Origin of the sequence: Aquitalea sp. ASV15 (assembly GCF_016429115.1) — a bacterium.
Classification (GTDB): domain Bacteria; phylum Pseudomonadota; class Gammaproteobacteria; order Burkholderiales; family Chromobacteriaceae; genus Aquitalea; species Aquitalea magnusonii.
This window is the reverse complement of the sequence record NZ_JAELTZ010000028.1, coordinates 18,332-39,519: the sequence shown is the minus strand read 5'-3', so window position 1 is coordinate 39,519 and position 21,188 is coordinate 18,332. Positions and strand designations below refer to the sequence as shown.

Here is a 21,188-nt window from a genome sequence, read left to right as displayed (position 1 = left end):
CGCTGGGTTATATGGCTAGGTAAGACACCATCCAGATGCAGGGTGAGATCAGGCAGTAGTACCTGGGTGCTGCTGCAGGATCAAACTTGAGAATGGACACGTAGTAATTGGGCGTAAACAGAAATGACACGGATGTTTTCATCTGTGTCCTGGCTGTTTACAAGGTTACGGTGGAACTCATTCCATCCGATTCGACCTCTGCCCGTATCGTGTTCCGTGCGAAATAACGCACTCGCTCTTTTAGAGTAACGAAAGGAACTGACATGCGAGTACAGCCTTCGGTAAAGAAGATTTGCCGTAACTGCAAAATCATCCGTCGCAATCGCGTAGTTCGCGTGATCTGCACGGACCCGCGTCACAAGCAAAAGCAAGGCTAACATTTGTTAGACCTGACTTTGCGTGTTACAATCGCAAACTTTTCAAGGTCTTAAGGCTTAAGGAAAGAGTATGGCCCGTATTGCAGGGGTAAATATCCCCAATCATGCGCATGCCGTTATCGGCCTGCAGGCAATTTTCGGCATCGGTCAGACTCGCGCCCAGCAGATTTGTGTTGCTGCCAGCGTGAATCCCTCCACCAAGGTGAAGGATCTGACGGAAGCTGAGATGGAAACTCTGCGTGAAGAAGTGGCGAAGTTCACCGTTGAAGGTGACCTGCGTCGCGAAATCACCATGAGCATCAAGCGTCTGATGGACATGGGCTGCTATCGCGGTCTGCGCCATCGTCGTGGCCTGCCGTGTCGCGGTCAGCGCACTCGCACTAACGCTCGTACCCGCAAGGGACCGCGTAAGGCGATCGCCGGCAAGAAGTAACTAAAGGAACACAGAAATGGCTAAAGCAAACACAGCTGTCCGTGTACGTAAAAAAGTGCGCAAGTCTGTTAGCGAAGGTATCGTGCACGTGCACGCTTCGTTCAACAACACCATCATCACTATCACCGACCGTCAAGGCAATGCACTGTCTTGGGCTACCTCTGGCGGCGCTGGTTTTAAGGGCTCGCGCAAAAGTACACCCTTTGCTGCTCAGGTAGCAGCAGAGCACGCTGGTAAAGTTGCCCAAGAATACGGTGTGAAGAACCTCGAAGTTCGTATCAAGGGCCCGGGTCCGGGTCGTGAATCCGCTGTTCGCGCACTCAACGCGCTGGGTTTCAAGATCACCAGCATCTCCGACGTGACGCCGGTACCGCACAACGGTTGCCGTCCGCCCAAAAAACGTCGTATTTAATTCGGAGAGTGTGAGAACATGGCACGTTATATCGGCCCGAAATGTAAGCTCGCTCGTCGTGAAGGCACCGACCTTTTCCTGAAGAGCGCGCGTCGTGCACTGGATTCCAAGTGCAAACTGGACACCCCTCCTGGCCAGCATGGCGCTCGCAAGAGCCGCCTGTCTGACTACGGTGTCCAGCTGCGTGAAAAGCAGAAAATCCGCCGTATCTATGGCGTACTCGAGCGCCAGTTCCGCAATTACTTTGCGGAAGCTGTGCGTCGTAAAGGCTCCACTGGTGAAAACCTGCTGAAGCTGCTCGAGGCGCGTCTGGACAACGTTGTATATCGCATGGGCTTTGGCTCCACTCGTGCAGAAGCACGTCAGCTGGTAAGCCACAAGGCTATCGTTGTGAACGGCCAGGTAGTTAACATTCCGTCGTTCCAGGTTAAAGCTGGTGACGTTGTGTCTGTCCGCGAAAAGGCCAAGAAACAGGCCCGTATCGTAGAAGGTCTGGCTCTGGCTGAGCAAGGTGGTTTCCCTACTTGGGTGTCGGTTGACTCCAAGAAAATGGAAGGCGTCTTCAAATCTGCTCCGGAACGTTCCGAACTGTCTAGCGATATCAACGAACAACTCGTTGTGGAATTCTACTCCAAGTAATCGCTAGCTCTTAGGGAATGACTATGCAAAACAGCGCTTCGGAATTTTTGAAACCTCGTCTGATTGACGTGCAGCCGGTCTCCGCGACCCATGCACGCGTATCGATGGAGCCGTTCGAGCGTGGGTATGCCCACACTCTGGGAAACTCGCTGCGCCGCATTCTGCTGTCGTCGATGCCGGGCTTTGCTCCTACCGAAGTGACTATCGCTGGCGTTTTGCATGAGTATTCCGCACTTGATGGCGTGCGTGAGGATGTCGTAGACATCCTCCTCAACCTCAAGGGCGTAGTGCTTAAGCTGCATGGTCGTGACAGTGTTGTGCTGACCCTGAAAAAGGAAGGCGAAGGCGCTGTCTTGGCTGGCGATATCGAGTTGCCGCATGACGTGGAAGTGATCAATCCGGAACACGTGATTGCTCATCTCTCCGTTGGTGGCAAAATCGACATGGAGATCAAGGTCGAAAAAGGCCGTGGCTATCAGCCTGTGTCTGTTCGGTCCATGCATGAAGAAAACCGTTCCATCGGTACCATTCAACTGGATGCTTCCTTCTCGCCGGTTCGCCGTGTGAGCTTTGCAGTGGAAAGCGCCCGTGTTGAGCAACGTACCGACCTCGACCGCCTGGTTCTCGATATCGAGACCAATGGCGTCATCGAACCGGAACAGGCCGTGCGTAATGCTGCACGTATTCTGATGGATCAGCTGTCGATCTTTGCTGACCTCCAAGGCACAGCGGTTGAAGAAGTCGTTGAAAAGGCGCCGCCGATCGATCCGATCTTGCTGCGTCCGGTAGACGATCTTGAACTGACGGTTCGTTCGGCCAACTGCCTGAAGGCAGAGAACATTTACTACATCGGCGATCTGATCCAGCGTACTGAAACCGAGCTTCTGAAGACTCCGAACCTCGGTCGCAAGTCGCTGAACGAGATCAAAGAAGTTCTCGCTTCGAAGGGCCTGACTCTCGGCATGAAGCTCGAGAATTGGCCTCCGGCTGGTCTGGAAAAGCCGTAAGTTTGAGACTAAAGGACATTAACAATGCGTCATCGTTACAGTAATCGTAAACTGAACCGCACGACCAGCCATCGTCTGGCGATGCTGCGCAACATGGCGAATTCGCTGCTGAAGCACGAAGTTATCGTGACCACGCTGCCGAAAGCCAAGGAACTGCGTCGTGTGGCCGAGCCGCTGATTACGCTCGGCAAAAAGCCGTCTCTCGCCAACCGTCGTCTGGCGTTTGACCGCACTCGTGACCGCGATATCGTGGTTAAACTCTTCGACGAACTCGGCCCGCGCTTCTCCGCCCGCAATGGTGGTTATGTGCGTATCCTGAAGTACGGTTTCCGCAAGGGCGACAATGCCCCGTTGGCTCTGGTTGAGCTGGTGGATCGTGCTGAAGATGCCGTCGCAGTCGTGGATGACTCCGCTGAGTAATCTTCAGTGAAGTTGTGAAAAAAGCCAGCGCAAGCTGGCTTTTTTCATTGTTGGCCGCCTTCTCCTGCCAGCGCTGCTTGTCTGGCGTGGGCAAGCAGGCGGAAAGCCTGCCGCTACCCTGTTAGCCTGAGCAGAATGCGCCCGTGCTGCGGTATCGCTTAGAAGGTGTAGCGGGACTCCACCACCTCCACTGCAGCACCCAGCTGCAGTATCCCTTCACTACGCGCGATCAGGTTGACCCCAAAGCAGATGCCCTCGGGCAGCTGACGGGTACGAATCAAGGTGCGCATCGGCTCATTGTCTGCAGAAAATTCGCCGGTGAGTGGATTCACCGTGGTCAACTGGCAGCGGGTGCAGGGTTTTGCCACCTCAAACAGGATGTCGCCAATACGGAGCAGGCTCCAGTCGTCTTCTTCATAAGGCAAGGCATCGCTGATCACCAGATTCGGGCGGAAGTGACGCAGGCTGACGGGCTGTGCCAGTTCCTGATTCAAGGCATCCAGCGAAGCCTGATTGACCAGCAGATAAGGATAGCCGTCGGCAAACGACATCGGCGTGCTGGCCTCTTGCAAGACACGACGCGATTGCATGCCCAGCCACAGCAACTTGCAAGGCACACCCATGTACCGGCTCAAGCACTCATCCACATTGGGGTCACCGTGCAGCGCGCTGAATTCATCCTTCCATACTGCCGTGACCACTGGCTGGGTATAGACCTGGGTCATGGCCATCACCGGGGTCATGCCGGGTGCTTTGAGCAGCATGCCGCCGGGAATCAGATCCATCTCGATCAATACCATGCGCGGAAATTCGCGCGCAGTCAGAAAACGGCCCTCCGGGGTGACCAGCAGCCATTCGCGGTCGTGCAGCAGACCTTGCTGGCTGGCATAGGCACGGCCGTAGCTGATACCGCGGGCCGATTTCATCGGATGCACAAACATCTGGCTCAGTTGCATGGAAACTCCGCTAAAAATGGTGGATTGCCGCCCATGCTAGCATTGCCGGCCGGTGCTGGCACGGGGTGGATCCTGCAGGAAATGCCACAAGCGTTCATCCTGGCTATAGGCAACATTAAAGCGCAGCCAATTGCTGGCTTCGCCATAGGGGCGGAACAGGTGGCCTGGCGCCAGCAGGATGTCCTGTTTCAAGGCCTGCTCGGCCAGCTGCATGCTGTCGATGGCTTGTGGCGGCCTGGCGCACAGGAACAGCCCGTTGGCAGGACGGGTAAACAGCTCCCATCCCAGTGCCTGCAAGCGCTCGGCGGCGAGAAACTGCGCCTCGGCCAGCCGTGACTTCAGCTTTTCCACCTGACGGCGGTAGCGCCCTTCATTGAGCATTTCCAGCACCACGCGTTCATTCAGCTCCGGCGTGGTCAAACCGGACATCATTTTGTAGCGCAGCAGTTTTTCCACGCAGTCGGCCGGGCAGGCGATAAAACCCACGCGCAAGCCTGGCGACAGGGTCTTGGAAAAGCTGTCGATATAGATGACGCGGCGCAAGCCATCCAGCGCTGCCAGCGTGGGTTGGCGGCCATGGGTGAAGTCGCCCGAGACATTGTCCTCCACCAGCAGCAAATCGTATTGCTCGGCCAGTTTGAGCACCTGATGCGCGGTTTGTACGGAATAGCTGGCACCGGTGGGATTCTGCAACCAGGGATTGGTGAAAAAAGCGCGCGGCCGGTGTGTTTCGAGCAAGGCCTGCAAGGCGGTGATATCCGGTCCTTGCTCGGTCCAGGGCACGCCCACCAGATTGAAACCGCGAAAAGCCAGGCAGGACAGGAGATTGCAGTAGCCCGGATCATCGACCAGGATGGTATCGCCCGGGCGCAGCAGCGCACAGGCCACCATATCCAGCGCCTTGCTGGCACCCTGTGTCAGCAGGATGTCATCACCCTGTACCGGTACACCTTTTTCTGCCAGCTGTTGTGCCAGTTGCCGGCGTAATACCGGATAGCCCTTGGGATCGCCGTAGCGCAGATTCATGTCACCATGCCGCGCCAGCGCCCGCAGGGCTTTCTGCTGGGCTTCGATGTCGTACCAGGCGGGTGGCAGCCAGCCACAACCGGCTTGCAAGGCCTGTTCCGAGTGCTCGTAGACATTGCGCAACAGCCAGTGCTCATCGATGGGCAGATCTTCCAGTCGCGCTGCCTGACGCAGGTTGCTCGCTCGCTGGCGTACTTCCACATAAAAGCCCGAGCCGGGCCGCGAGCGCAGATAGCCTTGTGACAGCAAGCGGTCATAGGCCTCGACCACGGTAAAGGGGCTGACGCCATTTTCGGTGGCGAAGCGCCGTATCGAGGGTATGCGTGTACCGGGACGCCAGTGTCCGGCGTCGATGGCCTGGCTGATGGCGCTGACAATGGCGTCGACCAGGGTCTGGCCGGCTTGTGGGGTGATGCTCAGGCTGGTCATGGGCTTTTCCATCGCAGGCAAGGGGGCTGCTGCTTGAACTGTACTGGTGATTTGACCTGTACGGTCCCGGCAAATATCTGCATAACTGTACCTGTAATTGTATTGGTGTGATGACTAAATTGTCAGACATCAGGCAGAGACGACTGCCGTCAGGAGGAAGAACACATGACCGAACTCAATATGGACGCATTCTGGATGCCGTTTACGGCCAACCGCCACTTCAAGAGCGCACCGCGCATGCTGGTGAGTGCGGATGGCATGTACTACAAGGACGATGCCGGCCGCGAGATCATGGACGGCTGTGCCGGCCTGTGGTGCGTGAATGCCGGTCACAATCGCAAGCCGATTGTGGAAGCCATCCAGAAGCAGATTGCCACCCTGGACTATGCGCCGCCCTTCCAGATCGGCCATCCCAAGGCTTTCGAGGCCGCGGAAAAGCTGGCGGCCATGGCACCCAAGGGTTTGTCCAAGGTGTTCTATGTCAACTCCGGTTCTGAAGCAGCCGATACCGCGTTGAAGATGGCAGTGGCCTATCACCGCGTGCGCGGTGATGCAGCCCGCGTCAAGCTGATCGGCCGCGAGCGTGGTTATCACGGTGTCAACTTCGGTGGTATTTCGGTGGGCGGTATTGCCGGCAACCGCAAGCTGTTCCCGGTGGCGCTGCCGGCGGTCGATCACCTGCGCAGCACCCACGACCTGTCGCGCAATGCCTTTAGCCGTGGTGAGCCGGAATTCGGTGCCGAATTCGCCGACGAGCTGGAAGCGCGCATTACCACCCTGCATGACCCGTCCACCATCGCTGCCGTGATGGTCGAGCCGATGGCCGGTTCCACCGGTGTGCTGATTCCGCCCAAGGGCTATCTCAAGCGCCTGCGCCAGATCTGCGACAAATACGGCATCTTGCTGATTTTTGATGAAGTGATCACCGGTTTCGGTCGTCTGGGGGCGGATTGGGCTGCCAACAAATTCGATGTGCTGCCCGACATCATCACCTGCGCCAAGGGCCTGTCCAATGGCGTGGTGCCGATGGGCGCGCTGCTGGTCAAGCCGGAAATTCACGATGCCTTCATGGCAGCGGCGGCTGATCGTGCCATCGAGTTTCCGCACGGCTACACCTATTCGGCACACCCGCTGGCCTGCGCCGCCTCCATTGCCACGCTGGACCTGTACCAGGAAGAGGGCCTGTTCCAGCGCGCCGCCGCCTTGTCCGGCCTGTTCGAAAGCAAGGCGCACCAGCTCCAGGGGGTGAAAAACGTCAAGGACATCCGCAACCTGGGCCTGGTGGCCGGTATCGAGCTGGACAGCCGTCCGGGTGCGCCGGGTGCGCGTGGCTTCGATGTCTTCCTCAAGTGTTGGGAAGCCGGGGTACTGGTGCGCTTTACCGGTGACATCATCGCGGTATCGCCGCCGCTGATCATCAGCGAAGCCGAGATCGACCGCTTGTTTGCCGTGATTGGCGAAGCCATCCAGGCCACGGCCTGAACCTATACCTCCAGCAAGAACGGACAGGATTCAAGATGAAAACCATTGCACATTTTATTGGCGGTGAGCTGTACCAGGGCCAAAGCGGCCGCGTGGCCGATGTTTACAATCCGGCGCTGGGCGAAGTGGTGGCGCAGGTCGGTCTGGCCAGTGTGGATGAAGTGAACGCCGCCGTTGCCAATGCCCGCCGCGCCTTCCCCGCCTGGGCGGAAACCTCGCCGCTGAAGCGGGCGCGGGTGATGTTCAAGTTCAAGGAGCTGCTGGAAGCCAATCAGCGCCAGCTGGCGGAAATCATCTCTGCCGAACACGGCAAGGTGGTGTCGGATGCGCTGGGCGAAGTCACCCGCGGTCTGGAAGTGGTGGAGTTTGCCTGCGGTATTCCGCAGCTGCTCAAGGGAGAGTTCACCGAGCAGGTGGGCAGCGGCATCGACAGCCACTCCATGCGCCAGCCGCTGGGGGTGGTGGCCGGTATCACGCCGTTCAACTTCCCGGCCATGGTGCCGCTGTGGATGCTGCCGGTGGCCATTGCCTGCGGTAACTGCTTTGTGCTCAAGCCCTCCGAGCGCGACCCCTCTGCCGCGCTGTTCCTGGCCGACCTCCTCCAGCAGGCAGGCTTGCCGGACGGGGTGTTCAATGTGGTGCACGGTGACAAGCTGGCGGTGGACACGCTGTTGACCCACCCGGATGTGGCGGCCATCAGCTTTGTCGGCTCCACGCCGATTGCCCAGTACATCTATGAAACCGGTGCCCGTCATGGCAAGCGCGTGCAGGCACTGGGCGGCGCCAAGAACCATATGGTGGTGATGCCGGATGCCGATCTGGATGGCACGGTGGAAGCGCTGATGGGGGCGGGTTACGGTTCGGCCGGTGAGCGTTGCATGGCGATTTCGGTTGCGGTGGCCGTCGGCGATGTCGCGGACAAGCTGGTGGAGCGGCTGAAGGCGCGTGCCGCCACGCTGAAAATCGGCGTGGGTGCCGATGCCGCTGCCGAGATGGGGCCGCTGGTGACCCGTCAGCATCGCGACAAGGTCAAAGGCTATGTCGACCAGGGTGTGGCCGAAGGCGCAACATTGTTGCTGGACGGGCGTGATTATCAGCACCCGGGCCATGAGAACGGTTTCTTCCTCGGCCCCTGCCTGTTTGATCACGTCACCCCGGAAATGACCATCTACAAGGAAGAAATTTTCGGGCCGGTATTGTCGGTGGTCCGGGTGCCGGATTTCGATAGCGCGGTCAATCTGATCAACGCGCATCCCTATGCCAATGGCACGGCCATCTTCACCCGCTCCGGCGGGGCAGCGCGCGAATTCTCCCACCGCATCCAGGTGGGCATGGTCGGCGTGAATGTGCCGATTCCGGTGCCCATGGCCTTCCACAGCTTTGGTGGCTGGAAAGCCTCGCTGTTTGGCGACCATCACATGCATGGTCCGGAAGGGGTGCGTTTCTACACCCGCATGAAGACCATCACCAGCCGCTGGCCGGAAAAACTGACCGCCGAATTCGTGATGCCCACCATGAAATAAGGACGACCCAGAGGCGGCGCCTGCGGGCGACCCATCTCTTTTGACCCGGCTAAAGGCCGGGTTTTTTTATGTCTGGTCTCGGCGCTGGGCGTCAGAAAAAGCCGGATTTGATGAAATTGCGAATGTATTCTGCAAGATAATCCGCTAATTTGAAATAAATCCATGGGTAAACCCCTGTGGCTTGTTGTCGGCATCACGGTAGAATGACGACGTACTGATATTTAGAGCAGTTGCTTGCTAGAAACACTGCCAACGGGACTAGAGAGAAAACCATGGAAACAAATAGCGGAATGAGCTTGCGCGCTCGACTGATCGCCTGGCTATTGCTGGTGGCCTTGCTGATCTGTGCCTTGAGCGGACTGGCCCTGTTCAACCAGCGCAATGCCATGCTGCATGACCGCCAGGACAAGACGCGCAATCTGACGGAAAGCGCGCTGGGCATCATCAGCAGCTACGAGGCACTGGAAGCCAGCGGCAAGCTGAGCGAGGCCCAGGCCAAGCAGATGGCCGCCGCCGCCCTGATGGCCAGCCATTACGACAAGAAAGAGTATTTTTTCGGCTACGACCAGAACTGGAATTACGTCATCCATGGGGCCAAGGCCGCCATGCTGGGTAAAAACGTGCAGGGGATGAAAACCCCCACCGGTGTCGATCTGGGGCAACTGTTCCAGGACACGGTCAACAAGGGCAATGGTCAGGGTTTTGCCGAATATGTCTGGGACAAGCCCGGCTTTGACCAGCCGCAGCCGAAGATTTCCTATCTGATGACCAGCGCACGCTGGCACTGGGTGATCGGGACCGGCATCTACCTGGACGATGTCCACGCCGCCTTTATGCAGCAGCTATGGCTCACCCTGCTGGAAGTGGCGGCCATCCTGCTGTTGCTGCTGATTGCCGGGATATTCCTGATGCGCAGCATCCTGGGACAGCTGGGGGCCGATCCCGGCGATACCATGCGCGTGGTGCGCCGTATTGCCGATGGCCACCTGGATACCACCGTGCCCTTGCAAGCCGGTGACCAGCGCAGTGTGATGGCCGCGGTGGCCGACATGCAGCAGCACCTGAAGCAGCTGGTGCGCGAGATTGCCGACGAGGCCGGCCGCTTGTCGCAGATGAGTTCGGATGTGGCGCGCCGCTCCGATGCCGTGGTCAGTGGTTCTGACCGGCAAAGTGAAGCAGCGGCTGCCATGGCAGCATCGATCGAACAGTTGACGGTCAGCATCAATCATATTGCCAGCCATGCGCAGGACGCGCGCAATCTGTCACAGGAATCAGGCCGCCTGTCGCAGGAGGGGGGCGAAGTGATTTCCAGTGCGGTGAGCGAAATGCACCGCATCAATGAGTCGGTGGATCAGGCAGCGGTCACCATTGCCGATCTGGCCAGCAAGACCCAGACCATTTCCAGCATCATGCAGGTGATCAAGGATATTGCCGATCAGACCAATCTGCTGGCGCTCAACGCGGCCATCGAAGCGGCTCGCGCCGGCGAGATGGGCCGAGGCTTTGCCGTGGTGGCGGATGAAGTACGCAAGCTGTCGGAACGAACTGGCCAGGCGACGCAGGAAATCGCCGGCATGATCCAGGAAATCCAGACCAGCTCCGATCAGTCACGGGCCTGTATGGAAGAAGCGGTAGGCCGGGTGAAAACCGGTCTGCAACTGGCGGTGCAGGGCGGCGAGGCCATCTCGCACATTCGCGACAGCGCCACCGGGGTGGTGAATGTGGTGAACGAGATTTCGCATGCGCTGAAAGAGCAGGGCAGTGCCAGCAATGAAATTGCCCAGCAGGTGGAATTGATTGCGCGCAGTGCCAGCAGCAATGCCGCAGAATCGGCCGGCACCTCGCAGGAAGTGCAGGCCATGCATAGCCTGGCCAGTGATCTGCGCCAGCTGGTGTCGCGCTTCCACGTCTGACCCGCTGCTGAGCCAAGGAAAAAGCCCTCGTGTGAGGGCTTTTTTGTTATGCCGCTGCTTCAGGCGGGCGGCTGCTTTGCCACCGCTGCCAGGCACCCAGGCCGATGGCCAGCAGTACAAGGGCGATACAGCCGGCAATCACCGGCAGGTTGCCGCACTGCATATAGGGGGTGAGGCCCTGATAGTCCTGCACCATGCCTTCCAGCACCTGCTGGGTGAATGGTGCGGCCACGCTGGCGATCTCGCCATCGGGGCGGATGATGGCGGTCATGCCGGTATTGGTGGCGCGCAGCATGAAGCGGCCGGTTTCCAGTGCCCGTGCCTGTGACAGCTGCAGATGCTGGCTCATCGCCACGCTTTTGCCAAACCAGGCCAGATTGCTGACATTGGCCAGCACGCCGGCCTGGGCCGCCGGGCCGATCAGCTCTTCGCCAAAGCTGTCTTCATAGCAGATATTGAAGGCGATCCTGTGGCCGGCCAGCAGCAGTGGAGCCAGGTTGGCACCGCCGCGGCTGAAGCCGGACAGCGGCATGTTCATATACTGGTAAATCCAGCCTATCAGTGCCGGCAGCGGAATGAATTCGCCAAACGGTACCAGGTGATCCTTGGCGTAATAAGGCTGGGCCGCATCGGTAAGCGTGACCACCGCGTTCAGGTAGCCGCGGCCATCGTTGGTGCGGCGTGGAATGCCGGTGGCCAGCGCCATGTTCTTGCGCTGGGCATCGCCGGCAATCATGGTGAGGTAGCCGGAGGGCAGGTCGTCCAGGAACACCGGCAGCGCGGTTTCCGGCAGGATCATCACCTCGGCCCGGGTACTGGCCACCTGCTGGTAATAAATCTTCAGGGTTTCCTCGAAGGTGGCCGGATCCCATTTGATGGCCTGGGGAATGTCGCCCTGGGCCAGCGCCACCCGGTAGGGCTTGCCGGTCGGGGTGGTCCAGCTGAGGGATTGCAGCCAGAAGCCCGCGCTCCACAGCAGGATGATGCCGACCACCGCCGACAAGCGTTGCAGGCGGCTGCCACTGGCAACCAGGACCAGCGCACCGGCGGTGAGCGCCACCAGCCAGCTGGCCAGATGCACACCACCGATGGGAATGAAGCCGGACAGCGGGCTTTCCGTTACCTGCGAGTAGCCGATGGCACCCCAGGGAAAGCCGGTCATCACCCAGCTGCGCAGCCATTCGCCCAGTTCCCACAGCGCTGGAAAAGCCAGCAGCCAGCGCACCCAGGGCCGCTGGTCGATGCGTGTTGTCAGCCAGCAGGCCAGGCCAGGCCAGATGGCCAGATAGGCCGGTAGCAGCAGCAATAGCGGCGCGGCCAGCAGCGCCGGCAGGCCGGCGACATCGTGCAGGCTGTGGTAGATCCAGTTGAAATTGCTGGTGTAGGCGGCCACCCCCCAGACATAGCCTGTGCGGAAGGCTAGCTGGGGGTTGCGCTGTACCAGTTGTGCCAGCGCCGCCAGCGACAGTGGCAGCAGACCATAGAAGCGGTAGGGCGCGAAGCCGTACAGGGTCAGGGCGCCGGCGATGGCGGCGGCAATCAGCACAAACAGGGTGCGCATGTCAGTCGTGGCTGCTTTCGGTGGTATTGCGCGGCAGGCGTTCCACCAGCAGGGTCTGCAGGCGGCGGCTGTCGGCACGCAATACGGTGAAGCGCAGCGAGCCGGATTCCACGGTTTCGCCACGCTTGGGCAGATGGCCGATCAGCGAGATCACCAGGCCGCCCACGGTGTCGACGTCGTCGTCGGCGTAGTCGGTGGCGAAGTATTCGTTGAAGTCGGCCACTTCGGTGAGGGCGTTGACGCGGTAGCGCTGGTCGCGTACCGGTACGATATTGTTGTCGTCTTCTTCGAAGTCGTATTCGTCTTCGATGTCGCCGACGATCTGTTCGATCACATCCTCGATGGTCACCAGACCGGACACGCCGCCGTATTCGTCCACCACGATGGCCATGTGGTTGCGGTTGGAGCGGAATTCGCGCAGCAGCACGTCCAGCGGCTTGGATTCCGGCACAAACACGCCGGCGCGCAGCGTGGCACGCAGATCGAAGGTTTTGGGCGCATGGAAGTAATGCAGCAGATCCTTGGCCAACAGAATGCCCAGCACGTCGTCCTTGTTGTCGCCGATCACCGGAAAGCGCGAGTGGCCGGTGCGCAGCACATCCGGTAGCAGGCGCTCGATGGGGTCGTCGATGCGGATGACGTCCATCTGGCTGCGCGGAATCATCACATCGCGGGCGGTCAGGTCACTGACTTCCAGCACGCCTTCGATCATGGCCAGCGCTTCGGCGTCCAGCAGATTGCGTTCAAAGGCGGAGTGCAACAGGGTAATCAGCTCCTCGCGGTCTTCCGGTTCGCGCAGGAGCATGGCGGACAAGCGTTCCAACAGGCTGGGCTTGTGTTTACTGGGGTCTTCCATGGGGTTAGCGTTTTTCCTCAAGATAGGGGTCGGGATATCCTAACTTCGCAAGAATGACAGTTTCAAGCGTTTCCATGATTTCCGCTTCTTCGTCATCCTCATGATCAAAGCCTTGCAGGTGCAGCATGCCGTGTACCAGCAGGTGGGCATAATGGGCCATCAGGTCAATGCCTTGCTCGGTGGCTTCTTTTTCCACCACCTCGGTACACAGCACCAGATCGCCAAACAGCGGCAGATCGGCAATGTTCTCGCCTTCATTCAGCGCAAACGACAGCACATTGGTGGCGTAGTCCTTGCCGCGGTAGGTGTGGTTGAGGCTGCGGCCTTCTTCACTGCCCACCAGCAGGATGCTGACCTGGGCCTGCTGCACATCGGCCTGCAGGGCGGCCTGGCAGCAACGGCGGATCAGTTTGGCATCGGGCAGTAACTGTGCCTGGCTGCGGTCTTCCAGCGTCAGTTGCAGACGGGCGGCTAGGCGCAGCAGCGGGTTATTTCGCTTGGCTTGTTTCATCGTTTTTCAATTGATAGTGGTCGTAGGCATCGACGATTTTCTGCACCAGCGGGTGGCGCACCACGTCTTCGCTCTGGAAATGGTGGAAATGAATGCCGCGCACCTGGCCCAGGATTTTTTCCACTTCCACCAGCCCGCTTTTCTGGTGGCGCTGCAGGTCGATCTGCGTCACATCACCGGTAATCACCGCGCGCGAGCCAAAGCCGATGCGGGTGAGGAACATCTTCATCTGTTCCGGCGTGGTGTTTTGCGCCTCGTCCAGAATGATGAAGGCGTTGTTGAGCGTGCGGCCACGCATATAGGCCAGCGGTGCAATTTCAATCAGGTTCTTTTCGAACAGGCGGGTGACGCGGTCGAAGCCCATCAGGTCGTACAGGGCGTCATACAGCGGGCGCAGGTAGGGGTCGACTTTTTGCGCCAGATCACCGGGCAGGAAGCCCAGCTTTTCGCCGGCTTCCACCGCCGGCCGTACCAGCACGATGCGCTTGATGGCATCGCGCTCCATGGCATCCACCGCGCAGGCCACCGCCAGATAGGTCTTGCCGGTGCCGGCCGGGCCGATGCCGAAGGTGATGTCATGCTGGCTGATGGCCTTGATATAGCCGCTCTGGCGCGGGGTGCGCCCGCGCAGGTCGCCGCGACGGGTCAGCAGCACCGGCACATCGCCGTCCTGCTGCTCGTGCTGGCGTACTTCCACCAGTTCCAGCTGCACGTCGTCGATGGAGATATCGCGCTTTTCCGCCAGCAGATACAGCCGGGTCAGGCTGTATACCGCCAGATCGGCGTGTTCGCCGCTGCACTTGAAGTGCTCGCCACGGCGCTGGATCTGCACATCCAGACCGGTTTCGATCTGCTTGAGGTTTTCATCCAGCGGGCCGCACAGGCGGGCCAGCCGTTCGTTATCGACCGGATTGAAACTGAGAGGAGTGGTATTCATCGTGTAGGCGAAAGGTGGTTCAGAGGCTGAACAGCAAGGCAAACCAGAAACTGGCTTCCAGAACAAGCAGCACGCTGGCCAGCAAGGTCAGCAGCATGAACAGGCCATTGCGCAGGCCATCCAGGGTGAGCTTGTCCAGCAAATACAGCAGCAGGGCATACAGCGCCAGCGTGCCGCCAATGGCCGCCGGGCCAATCAGCAGCAACAGGGAACGGCTACCCCAGCCGCCATTCACTCCCGGCTGACCCAGCAACAGGCTGGGCAAGAGTAACAGCGGCAGGATGATGAGGCAGGCCAGGGCCGCCCGGCGGGCGTGACGGCTGAGCGGACGGGGAGCCGGCAGCAGCTGGCTGGCGGTGGGCTGGTTCAAGGTGCAGGCTCCCCGGCAGGGGCAAGTAGCGCTTCCAGCCCGGGGGCGGTCATGCTGGGGTGAAATTCGGTGATGTCGTAACGCGCCAGTCCGGCCAGGGCAAACGGGTCCTGTGCCAGCCTTTGCTGCAGGGCATGGCGGTCGCCTCTGGCCAGGATGATGCCGCCAGTGCGCGGTTCCTTGCGGCCGGAGGCGAGAAACAGCCCGTCGGCGTAGCACTGTTTCAACCACAGCACATGCTGTGCCAGCCGGGCGTCGATCTCTTCCAGCGGGGCGATATAACTGAGTGCAACGATAAACATGACGGGCCTTTGCGCGCGGGTGTCACGCGGTTTCTTGAGTCAGGATTTCACCCATCAGCGAGTGCGGACGGGCATCGGTAATCACCACGTCCACCATCTGCTTGAGCAGGCGCGGCTGGCCGACAAAATTCACCACCCGGTTGTTGGCGGTGCGGGCGGCCAGCATGTTCGGGTCTTTCTTGGAGATATTCTCCACCAGCACGCGCTGCACGCTGCCGACCATGCTCTGGTTGATGGCATAGCCGCGGGCCTCGATGACTTCGTTCAGTGCTTCCAGCCGGCGCACCTTTTCCGTGTGCGGGGTGTCGTCGAGCAGATTGGCCGCCGGCGTGCCGGGACGGGCGCTGTAGATGAACACATAGCTGAAGTCGAATTCCAGGTCCTTGACCAGCTTCAGCGTCTGTTCGAAATCGGCCGCGGTTTCACCGGGGAAACCGACAATGAAGTCGGATGACAGGCACAGGTCCGGGCGCAGCGCACGCAGCTTGCGGATGATGGACTTGTATTCCAGCGCGGTATAGCCGCGCTTCATGGCGGTCAGGATGCGGTCGGAACCGCTTTGTACCGGCAGGTGCAGGTGCGACACCAGTTTGGGCAGCTTGCCGTAACAGTCGATGATGCGCTGGGTGAATTCACGCGGATGGCTGGTGGTAAAGCGCAGTCGCTCCACGCCCGGCATTTCGTGTACGTATTCCAGCAGCAGGGCGAAGTCGGCAATTTCACCATCGGCCATCAGCCCGCGATAGGCGTTGACGTTTTGCCCCAGCAGGGTGATTTCCTTCACCCCTTGCTGGGTGAGGCCGGCGATTTCGGTCAGTACGTCTTCAAACGGACGCGATACTTCCTCGCCACGGGTGTAAGGCACCACGCAGAAAGAACAGTATTTGGAGCAGCCTTCCATGATGGAGACAAAGGCCGCCGCACCGTCGACCTTGGCCGGCGGGATGTGGTCGAATTTTTCGATTTCCGGGAAGGAAATGTCCACCTGCGCCGCACCGCTGTGCTGGCGGGCACGGATCATTTCCGGCAGCCGGTGCAGGGTTTGCGGGCCGAACACCACATCCACATAAGGCGCGCGCTTGACGATGGTGTCGCCTTCCTGGCTGGCCACGCAGCCACCGACGCCGATGATCAGGTCGGGGCGGGCTTCTTTCAGCGGGCGGATGCGGCCCAGATCGGAGAACACCTTTTCCTGTGCCTTTTCGCGCACGCTGCAGGTGTTGAACAGGATGACGTCGGCGTCTTCCGGATTGTCTGTCTTGATCATGCCTTCGGCATCGCCCAGAACGTCGACCATCTTGTCAGAGTCGTATTCGTTCATCTGGCAGCCAAAGGTCTTGATATATACCTTCTTCATTGCTACGCGGATTCCAGCTGGTTCATTGGGTGCGCCTTACTGCTGGCGCTGCTGCAGCAGCTCGATTTCAGCATCGCTCAGCACCCAGATACGGTTGATATTGCCTTGCAGGTCCAGCGTGATGCCAACCGTCTGTCCCACCAGGGTGGGCAATTGACCGGTCAGCAGGAAGCGGTTGTCGCCGTCATAGATGCGCAGGCCCGGTGCGGTGGCGTAGCTCTGACCAGTGGGGATCAGTGTTGCCAGCAGCGAGCGCAGCAAGGAGCTTTCGCTCTTCACGAAAGTGACGGTGTTGTTGTCCACGCTGGAGATGGTGCCGGCCAGGATATTGGCAGGCAGCAGTCTGTTCACGGCCATGGCTGGCAGTGACAGCAGGCAGAGCAAGAGGGCGGTGATGAGTGTTTTCATAATCAAATGAATGTGTTGGCCGATTTTAGCACAGCCGGCTGGCTGGCGCAGGGGACTTGTCGGCAGCGCGGGCGCGAAGTTTTCCTGCTGCGGTGCCGCAGAGATTGGCCGTCATCCGCACCGGACAAGGGCTGGGTGATTTGTGCGCTGCAACTACATGACAAGGGCCGGCGGCACCGCAGTGGTGCGTGCCAGGGGCCGTAGCCGGCGTCTGGCTGGCGCTCCTGCACCATGGTGTGGTTTTTTTTCGCTGCCATGTAGTTGAAAACTTACATTTATTGCGTGTTGTGCTTCCACCGACATGCCGGCTCTGCTATAAGTTCACCCAATTGCTGAGTACGTTTTAGCCTTTGATGAACAGCAGCCTGCCACGGCCTGTGCCCGCAGTGTCAAATGACACCGCCGTGCCAGCTCACCCTGGTGGTGCTGCGCCTGGAAAGACAAGACATGAGCCGAGTTTTGCTGATCGGTAGCATCAACATGGACCTGGTGGTGGAAGCGGACAGCTTTCCGCGCCAGGGTGAAACCCTGTTCGGCCACCGCTTTGCCACCTATCCCGGTGGCAAGGGTGCCAATCAGGCGGTGGCGGCGGCCCGGCTGGGGGCGACAGTGAGCCTGATTGCCTGCCTGGGCCAGGATGCGTTTGGCGAGCAGTTGCTGGCCGGCCTCAAGGCCGAGGGCATCGATACCCGCTGGATCAGCCGGGTGGATGCAGCCACCGGCATGGCCAGCATTACCCTGGCCGGCAGCGACAATGCCATCCTGGTGGTGCCGGGAGCCAATAATGCCGTGTCAGCGGCGCAGCTGGATGCGGCCGAGCAGGCCTTTATCGATGCCGACGTGGTGCTGGCCCAGCTGGAGGTGCCGTTGGCCACCGTCGAGCATGCCGCCATGCTGGCAGCGCGTCACGGCAAGCCCTTCATCCTGAATCCGGCACCGGCCCAGCCGCTACCGGCCACCTTGCTGCAACAGGTCAGCCTGCTGACACCCAATGAATACGAGCTGGCGGTGGCACTGGCCAGCCAGCAGCCCTGGCAGCAGCTGCTGGCCAGCCGCCCGGCTGGCATCGTGATGACCCAGGGCAGCAAGGGCGCCAGCTATGCCGACGCCCAGGGCGGTCTGCAGCAGATTGCCGGCTTCCCGGTGGCCGCGGTGGACAGCACTGGTGCCGGCGATACCTTTAATGGTGCGCTGGCAGCCTTCTGGAGTCTGGGTCTGGCCGAGGCCGTACGCCGGGCCAATGCCGCCGCCGCACTGTCGGTCACCAGGCAGGGCGCACAGAGCGGCATGCCGACGCTGGCCGAACTGCAATCTTTTCTGGATCAACAAGCATGAAAAAACTGGGACATCTGAACCGCGACATCGCCCGTGTGCTGGCCGGCATGGGCCATACCGACAGCCTGGTGATTGCCGACTGCGGCCTGCCGATTCCGCCTGGCGTGGAATGCATCGACCTGGCGCTGGCGCTGGGCGAGCCGGGTTTTGCCCGCGTACTGGAAACGGTACTGGCGGATTTCCAGTGCGAACGGGCGGTGTTTGCCGACGAATGCCGCGCACACAACCCGGCGGTGGTGGAAACCGCTGCCGCCCTGTCACGACAGGGCGTGGCGCTGGAGTGGGTCAGTCATGAAGCATTCAAGCAACGCTGTCAGGCTGCGCGGGTGGTGATCCGCACCGGCGAGTGCACACCCTACGCCAATGTGATTTTGCATTCCGGCGTGATTTTCTGAGGACCTGACCATGAATGTCGTGATGCAGGGCATCAGCAAGGCTTTTGGCCCGGTCCGCGTACTGGAAGAGGTCGACTTTGCCATTGCTGGCGGCGAAATCCACGCGCTGATGGGGGAGAACGGTGCCGGCAAATCCACGCTGATGAAAATCCTCAGCGGGGTATACCGCAGCGATGGCGGTGCCATCAGCATTGATGGCCAGCCGGTGCAGATCCGCTCCACCCGTCAGGCCGAAGCTTGCGGCATTGCCATCATCCACCAGGAACTGAACCTGATTCCGCAGCTGTCGGTGATGGAAAACCTGTTCCTGGGGCGCGAGCCGGCACGCTTTGGCGTGATCGACCATGCCCGCATGCGGCGCGAGGCCGCCGCACAGCTGGCAGCGCTGGGGGCTGACAATATCGATCCGGAAGCGGAAGCCGGCCTGCTGTCCATCGGCCAGCAGCAGATGGTGGAAATCGCCAAGGCGCTGGCCATGGATGCACGGCTGCTGATCATGGACGAGCCGACAGCGGCACTGACCGAACGCGAGATCGACACCCTGTTCGGCCTGATGCGCAGCTTGAAGGCGCAGGGCGTGGCCATCGTCTATGTGTCGCACCGCATGGAAGAAATCTTCCGCATCTGCGACAAGATCAGCGTGCTGCGCGATGGCCGCTTTGTCGGCGAGCGGGTGATTGCCCGCACAGACTTTGATGAAGTGGTACGCATGATGGTGGGGCGTGAGATCGGCGATCGCTTCCCCCGTCGCAGTGCCGCACCCGGTGCCGTGCGCTTGCAGGTCAAGGGGCTGGCCGACGAACACCATGTGCGTGACATCAGCTTCGAGGTGCGTGCCGGCGAAGTGCTGGGCGTGGCCGGGCTGATGGGGGCAGGGCGCAGTGAAATCCTCAAGACCCTGTTTGGGCTGAACCGGCGCTGTGCCGGTGCGGTGCTGCTGGATGGCGTGGCCTTGCAGCTGGACAGTCCGGGCGCGGCCATTGCCGCCGGCCTCGCCTTTGTGACGGAGGACCGCAAGAGCCAGGGCCTGGTGCTGGGCATGTCGGTACGCGAAAACGCCACCCTGGTGCATCTGCCGCAGTATGCGCGGCTGGGCGTGGTGTCGGACGCCGCCGAGCAGCAGGCGGTGGCCGGGCTGATCGAGCAATTGCGCATCCGCACCCGCGATGCCGAGCTGGAAGTGAAATCGCTGTCCGGTGGCAATCAGCAAAAAGTGGTGTTTGCCAAATGGCTGGCGCAGCCGCCCAAGGTGCTGCTGCTGGACGAACCCACCCGCGGGGTGGATGTGGGCGGCAAGGCCGAGATCTATCACATCATCAACCAGCTGGCCGCGGCCGGTGTCGCCATCGTGATGGTGTCGTCGGAGCTGCCGGAAGTGATGGCCATGAGCAACCGCATCCTGGTGATTCATGAAGGACGCCAGACCGGTCTGTTCGAGGCGGCCAGCGCTACCCAGGAAAGCATCATGGCGGCCGCCACCGGCACCGCGCATGCCGCCTGATTTCAGAGCAAGGAATACATCATGACTCCAAAACAAAAAGCCACCCTGCAGCGTCTGGGCCCGTTCATCGCCCTGGTGCTGGTGTCGGTGGGACTGGCCGTGCTCAGCCCGGACTTTCTGACCGTGGCCAATCTGCTGAACGTGATGCGCCAGGTATCGATCAATGCGCTGATTGCCTTTGGCATGACGCTGGTGATCCTGCTGGGCGGCATCGACCTGTCGGTCGGTTCCATTCTGGCGCTGTCCTCGGTGGCCATCGCCACCCTGATCCAGGCGGGGGTCGATCCGCTGCTGGCCACGCTGCTGGGGGTGCTGGGGGGCGGGCTGATGGGCCTCTTTAACGGGCTGGTGATCAGCAAGGGCAAGGTGGCCCCGTTCATCGCCACCCTGGCCTCGATGACCATTCTGCGCGGCTTGGCGCTGGTGGTGTCCGGCGGCAGCCCCATTACCGGTTTCAACAGCGATCTGTTCTCCATGCTGGGCGGCGGCTATGTCGCCGGCCTGGTGCCGATTCCGGTGGTGTGGATGCTGATCATGTTCGGCCTGTTTGCCTTCCTGCTGAAGAAAACCGTATTCGGCCGCCATGTGTACGCCACTGGTGGCAATGAAGAAGCGGCCCGGCTGTCCGGGGTGAAGGTGGATCAGGTCAAGCTGTGGGTCTACACCCTGTCCGGAGCCATGTCGGCCATGGCCGGGGTGGTGCTGACCTCGCGGCTGAATTCGGCCCAGCCCACTGCCGGCAGCGGCTACGAGCTGGATGCCATCGCCGCCGTGGTACTGGGCGGCACCAGCCTCACCGGCGGCCGCGGCTGGATCTTCGGCACGCTGATGGGCGCGCTGCTGATCGGCGTGCTCAATAACGGCCTCAACCTGCTGGGCGTATCGTCCTTCTATCAGCAGGTGATCAAGGGCGTGGTCATTCTGCTGGCGGTGCTGATCGACCGCAGCGGCAAGAAGTAAGGACTGTTTTTCGCATCAACAATGGCCCTGCGCCAGGGCCGGTCAACGCAAGCTCAATCATCAATCAGGGAGACTCAC

23 protein-coding genes are annotated in these 21,188 nt (G+C 60.5%); 13 read left to right on the top strand and 10 right to left on the bottom strand.

The window, feature by feature from the left end:
• Positions 1 to 263: 263 nt before the first annotated feature.
• The 6 genes from rpmJ (at position 264) to rplQ (ending at position 3,288) form a co-directional block, all read left to right on the top strand.
• The gene (gene rpmJ, locus JHD64_RS13445) at positions 264 to 377 is read left to right on the top strand and encodes a 50S ribosomal protein L36 (RefSeq protein ID WP_011137711.1); all 114 of its coding nucleotides are present in this window, start codon (positions 264 to 266) and stop codon (positions 375 to 377) included.
• A 70-nt stretch (positions 378 to 447) separates the two neighbouring features.
• Positions 448 to 810 (top strand): 30S ribosomal protein S13, encoded by a 363-nt coding sequence (gene rpsM, locus JHD64_RS13440; protein WP_059284784.1) that lies wholly within the window; start codon positions 448 to 450, stop codon positions 808 to 810.
• Between the two features lie 16 nt (positions 811 to 826).
• The gene (gene rpsK, locus JHD64_RS13435) at positions 827 to 1,222 is read left to right on the top strand and encodes a 30S ribosomal protein S11 (protein WP_008955659.1); all 396 of its coding nucleotides are present in this window, start codon (positions 827 to 829) and stop codon (positions 1,220 to 1,222) included.
• 18 nt (positions 1,223 to 1,240) lie between these two features.
• Positions 1,241 to 1,861, top strand: a complete 621-nt coding sequence (gene rpsD, locus JHD64_RS13430; RefSeq protein ID WP_059284783.1) for a 30S ribosomal protein S4 — start codon at positions 1,241 to 1,243, stop codon at positions 1,859 to 1,861.
• Between the two features lie 23 nt (positions 1,862 to 1,884).
• Positions 1,885 to 2,868 (top strand): DNA-directed RNA polymerase subunit alpha, encoded by a 984-nt coding sequence (rpoA, locus tag JHD64_RS13425; protein ID WP_059284782.1) that lies wholly within the window; start codon positions 1,885 to 1,887, stop codon positions 2,866 to 2,868.
• A gap of 24 nt (positions 2,869 to 2,892) precedes the next feature.
• Positions 2,893 to 3,288, top strand: coding sequence for a 50S ribosomal protein L17 (rplQ, locus tag JHD64_RS13420; RefSeq protein ID WP_059284781.1), 396 nt, complete (start codon positions 2,893 to 2,895; stop codon positions 3,286 to 3,288).
• A gap of 158 nt (positions 3,289 to 3,446) precedes the next feature.
• Here the strand turns inward: rplQ and JHD64_RS13415 are convergent, their stop codons facing one another.
• Entirely contained in the window at positions 3,447 to 4,244 is a 798-nt protein-coding gene (locus tag JHD64_RS13415; protein ID WP_199053539.1) for an MOSC domain-containing protein, read from the bottom strand.
• A 36-nt stretch (positions 4,245 to 4,280) separates the two neighbouring features.
• Positions 4,281 to 5,699 (bottom strand): PLP-dependent aminotransferase family protein, encoded by a 1,419-nt coding sequence (locus JHD64_RS13410; RefSeq protein ID WP_233170489.1) that lies wholly within the window; start codon positions 5,697 to 5,699, stop codon positions 4,281 to 4,283.
• Positions 5,700 to 5,864: 165 nt separating this feature from the next.
• Here JHD64_RS13410 and JHD64_RS13405 point away from each other — a divergent pair, with 165 nt between their 5' ends.
• The 3 genes from JHD64_RS13405 (at position 5,865) to JHD64_RS13395 (ending at position 10,617) form a co-directional block, all read left to right on the top strand.
• Positions 5,865 to 7,181 carry an aspartate aminotransferase family protein gene (locus tag JHD64_RS13405; RefSeq protein WP_059284778.1) on the top strand — a complete coding sequence of 439 codons (1,317 nt, stop codon included), beginning with the start codon at positions 5,865 to 5,867 and terminating at the stop codon, positions 7,179 to 7,181.
• Between the two features lie 35 nt (positions 7,182 to 7,216).
• Positions 7,217 to 8,704: a CoA-acylating methylmalonate-semialdehyde dehydrogenase gene (locus JHD64_RS13400; protein WP_059284777.1), complete on the top strand. Its 1,488-nt coding sequence runs from the start codon at positions 7,217 to 7,219 to the stop codon at positions 8,702 to 8,704.
• Positions 8,705 to 8,994: 290 nt separating this feature from the next.
• Positions 8,995 to 10,617, top strand: a complete 1,623-nt coding sequence (locus JHD64_RS13395) for a methyl-accepting chemotaxis protein (RefSeq protein WP_233170488.1) — start codon at positions 8,995 to 8,997, stop codon at positions 10,615 to 10,617.
• 46 nt (positions 10,618 to 10,663) lie between these two features.
• Here the strand turns inward: JHD64_RS13395 and lnt are convergent, their stop codons facing one another.
• From lnt to JHD64_RS13355, 8 genes are read right to left on the bottom strand one after another with little or no spacing between them, the layout of a single operon-like run.
• Positions 10,664 to 12,178, bottom strand: coding sequence for an apolipoprotein N-acyltransferase (gene lnt / locus JHD64_RS13390; RefSeq protein WP_199053536.1), 1,515 nt, complete (start codon positions 12,176 to 12,178; stop codon positions 10,664 to 10,666).
• A 1-nt stretch (position 12,179) separates the two neighbouring features.
• Positions 12,180 to 13,034 carry an HlyC/CorC family transporter gene (locus JHD64_RS13385; RefSeq protein ID WP_059284774.1) on the bottom strand — a complete coding sequence of 285 codons (855 nt, stop codon included), beginning with the start codon at positions 13,032 to 13,034 and terminating at the stop codon, positions 12,180 to 12,182.
• Between the two features lie 4 nt (positions 13,035 to 13,038).
• Positions 13,039 to 13,545: an rRNA maturation RNase YbeY gene (ybeY, locus tag JHD64_RS13380; RefSeq protein WP_199053535.1), complete on the bottom strand. Its 507-nt coding sequence runs from the start codon at positions 13,543 to 13,545 to the stop codon at positions 13,039 to 13,041.
• Entirely contained in the window at positions 13,523 to 14,482 is a 960-nt protein-coding gene (locus JHD64_RS13375) for a PhoH family protein (RefSeq protein ID WP_103526380.1), read from the bottom strand. The genes ybeY and JHD64_RS13375 overlap by 23 nt, the downstream gene beginning before the upstream one ends.
• Before the next feature lie 19 nt (positions 14,483 to 14,501).
• Entirely contained in the window at positions 14,502 to 14,852 is a 351-nt protein-coding gene (locus JHD64_RS13370; RefSeq protein WP_059284771.1) for a hypothetical protein, read from the bottom strand.
• Complete coding sequence (locus JHD64_RS13365) at positions 14,849 to 15,154, bottom strand: YciI family protein (RefSeq protein ID WP_110313744.1); 306 nt, start codon at positions 15,152 to 15,154, stop codon at positions 14,849 to 14,851. The genes JHD64_RS13370 and JHD64_RS13365 overlap by 4 nt, the downstream gene beginning before the upstream one ends.
• Positions 15,155 to 15,176: 22 nt before the next feature.
• Positions 15,177 to 16,511 carry a tRNA (N6-isopentenyl adenosine(37)-C2)-methylthiotransferase MiaB gene (gene miaB, locus JHD64_RS13360; RefSeq protein ID WP_199053534.1) on the bottom strand — a complete coding sequence of 445 codons (1,335 nt, stop codon included), beginning with the start codon at positions 16,509 to 16,511 and terminating at the stop codon, positions 15,177 to 15,179.
• A 36-nt stretch (positions 16,512 to 16,547) separates the two neighbouring features.
• Positions 16,548 to 16,919, bottom strand: coding sequence for a hypothetical protein (locus tag JHD64_RS13355; RefSeq protein ID WP_059284768.1), 372 nt, complete (start codon positions 16,917 to 16,919; stop codon positions 16,548 to 16,550).
• A 447-nt stretch (positions 16,920 to 17,366) separates the two neighbouring features.
• Between JHD64_RS13355 and rbsK the strand changes: the two genes are divergently transcribed.
• The 4 genes from rbsK to JHD64_RS13335 are packed head-to-tail and all read left to right on the top strand — an operon-like array spanning position 17,367 to position 21,110.
• Complete coding sequence (gene rbsK / locus JHD64_RS13350; protein ID WP_199053533.1) at positions 17,367 to 18,254, top strand: ribokinase; 888 nt, start codon at positions 17,367 to 17,369, stop codon at positions 18,252 to 18,254.
• Positions 18,251 to 18,649 carry a D-ribose pyranase gene (gene rbsD / locus JHD64_RS13345; RefSeq protein WP_199053532.1) on the top strand — a complete coding sequence of 133 codons (399 nt, stop codon included), beginning with the start codon at positions 18,251 to 18,253 and terminating at the stop codon, positions 18,647 to 18,649. The genes rbsK and rbsD overlap by 4 nt, the downstream gene beginning before the upstream one ends.
• Before the next feature lie 10 nt (positions 18,650 to 18,659).
• The gene (locus JHD64_RS13340) at positions 18,660 to 20,150 is read left to right on the top strand and encodes a sugar ABC transporter ATP-binding protein (protein ID WP_059284766.1); all 1,491 of its coding nucleotides are present in this window, start codon (positions 18,660 to 18,662) and stop codon (positions 20,148 to 20,150) included.
• 21 nt (positions 20,151 to 20,171) lie between these two features.
• Positions 20,172 to 21,110 (top strand): ABC transporter permease, encoded by a 939-nt coding sequence (locus JHD64_RS13335; protein WP_110313745.1) that lies wholly within the window; start codon positions 20,172 to 20,174, stop codon positions 21,108 to 21,110.
• Positions 21,111 to 21,188 lie beyond the last annotated feature (78 nt).